The sequence below is a fragment of the Bathymodiolus platifrons methanotrophic gill symbiont genome (assembly GCF_002189065.1).
In the GTDB taxonomy this organism is placed as follows: Bacteria; Pseudomonadota; Gammaproteobacteria; order Methylococcales; family Methylomonadaceae; genus Methyloprofundus.
The window spans coordinates 1-2,275 of record NZ_BDMN01000486.1 but is presented as its reverse complement, the minus strand read 5'-3'; the positions used below and the strand labels follow the sequence as shown (position 1 = coordinate 2,275).

The following is a 2,275-nucleotide window of genomic DNA, read 5'->3' as shown; positions in this document are numbered from 1 at the left end:
TGAAATTGATAATTATGATAGCAGATAACGTCGGGAGGGGGATTTATGCGACAGAACCTAACAATATCCTTTGACGGGATCTCAGGCGATAGCTCTTGTTATGTGATTATCTACCAGCATCTTTCGCTGCTTTTTCTATCCAATCACCCATATTATTGTAACCATCATTTTTAGACCATAAATAAAAATTATAGCCGTCTGGAATTTTACCGCACCGATCAGAGGTATTACCTTGGAGGTCTTTTATTTTACTTATATCAATACCTAAAAGACCGTTACCGCGTTCAATACTTTTTTCAATCTCGTATTTTACCCAACGGCTACTACAAGTTTTTTCTCCCACCAAAACAACGGTTACAGACGTGCCTTCTAATTGTTTGTCTATCCAGTTCTTTATGGCAGTGTCACCTTTTCGTTTTACTTCTTCAAAATCCGCAGCATCAATAAAACCAGAGGCTTGCTTTCCTTGTGTTACCCAACTATTTCTAATAATCATAGCCCTAGAGACATCTTTATATTTAAAACTAAAAAATGCTTGTCTTGCCATAGTTTATACTCCTTTTATTGTATTATTTTGTTTAAAATTTTAATAACTATATCTACCTTTTGAAGTAATTGAATATCACAATATGCTAGTTCTTTTACAAGAGGAGCTATTACTTCATGGTCTTCAAAATATTCTTCTGGCGATTTCAAGATTAAGTCAGATATATCTTTAGAAGCATAGCCAGTACAGCCCACAGGTATACAAATATTTCCTTTAGATTTAGATATTTCAAATTCTTTCATAAGCCCATTAGCCTGAACTATTTCACCATCTACTAGCTTATTACCAAACAAAAATATTGATACTCCACTTAATGAAATCATTTTTTGGCGATATTCTTCCCAAAGTTCAGGTAGTTTCTTCTTACCTGACTCAAATTGAGGAAATGGTTTAAGCACCAATTGAGTTTCAGAATACTTTAATGGTTTTTCATTGATAGCTTCTAATGCACCATTAATAACCGAACTTCCAACGCCCCACCCAAACCCATTTACAATACGAAAGTTTTGTTCAATAATTCTTTTTGATAATACATGTATGAATCCAAGGGCTTCATTTTTATCAAGCGGATCGTAAGTTTCAGCACTGCCAGAAATAAAAATTGTCTGCTTTTTAAATCTTTTTTCAATCTCTTCAAGAATAATAGTAATCATTTGATAATTATCAATAATTAGTGATTTAATCCCATACCTTTTTAAATCATTAATAACTAACTGCTGTTTTCGGTTGTTGTAATCTAAAGTTACTTTATCTGGATTTTGAGCGTCATCTAAGTTATGTTTTTTTATAAGGCAGTAATGCTGTTTTATATCTTTACTGAATCTAAGATTTAAGCGACTTAAAACATAATCTAAATTTGGATCAGTGAAACTAAAACCGATAAATAAAAATGTTTTTGTCGTTAGTTCACCTGTTAATGCATTGAGAAACGGCTCATGTGATTGGTGATATTTTTCATAATCTTCTTTAGTCAATATGGCATCGTTAGGGTGCTCTGCATCTCCGTGCATTTTATAAATAACAACATCTCGTTTAGATTTATTAGAGGGAAATTGCTTATTTGTGAACTTTATATCTGTTACTTTGTTTTCTTTTGCAAAAGCTTGTTCTATTAATTTATCATAATTAGTTGTCCATATAGAGGATATAGGCAACCTAGAAATAATTTTATGATTTAAAGTTTCTTCTGCATTCCCTGTAAACTCTTCAATAATTTTTTTATTTATTTTTGACCTTGTGCCATTTTCATTTACATGAAATTGAGCCAAGGAAACTAAATCACTTTCTCGATCAACATCTAACCCTAAATCATGTGCAATCTCTGTCATCAATTCAGACCAATTAACAAAACCAGCTGGAATAGATAATCCAGCACCAGCAAAAATAGAAGCTGTTCCATCATTAAGATCTCTTACATAATCTCGGATAAATATTTCAATTTCATTATTGAATTTCATTTAAACAACCATATTTTAGGTTCTGTCGCAATAATTATCAAAAGCTCAGAGCTCCTAGTCTTCAGGCATAACTATCCTGCTAAAGCCATAAACTGCTTATAAGCAGGAATATTTTCCTCAGACAATTGCCCCTTTCGGATGATATGTGCCGTTTCAATTCCATCAATTGTTGGTTGGGCGGAGTGAAACGCTTTAAAGCCCATCATTGGTTTTGTTATATATTTGATAAAGCGATGATCCTGTTCGATGATGTTATTCAAATATTTAACTT

3 protein-coding genes are annotated in these 2,275 nt (G+C 32.5%); all 3 read right to left on the bottom strand.

From position 1 onward, the window contains the following. Positions 1 to 106: 106 nt before the first annotated feature. Complete coding sequence (locus CDZ78_RS19690) at positions 107 to 547, bottom strand: TIR domain-containing protein (protein ID WP_087871481.1); 441 nt, start codon at positions 545 to 547, stop codon at positions 107 to 109. Positions 548 to 561: 14 nt separating this feature from the next. Further along, entirely contained in the window at positions 562 to 2,004 is a 1,443-nt protein-coding gene (locus tag CDZ78_RS19685; RefSeq protein ID WP_087871480.1) for an SIR2 family protein, read from the bottom strand. 71 nt (positions 2,005 to 2,075) lie between these two features. Next, the coding region (locus CDZ78_RS19680; protein WP_140414249.1) for a DDE-type integrase/transposase/recombinase at positions 2,076 to 2,275 on the bottom strand (200 nt) is incomplete at its 5' end.

Coding starts and splice junctions, on each gene's coding strand:
- CDZ78_RS19690 (WP_087871481.1), bottom strand. CDS start 547: ATGGCAAGACAAGCATTTTTTAGTTTTAAATATAAAGATGTCTCTAGG.
- CDZ78_RS19685 (WP_087871480.1), bottom strand. CDS start 2,004: ATGAAATTCAATAATGAAATTGAAATATTTATCCGAGATTATGTAAGA.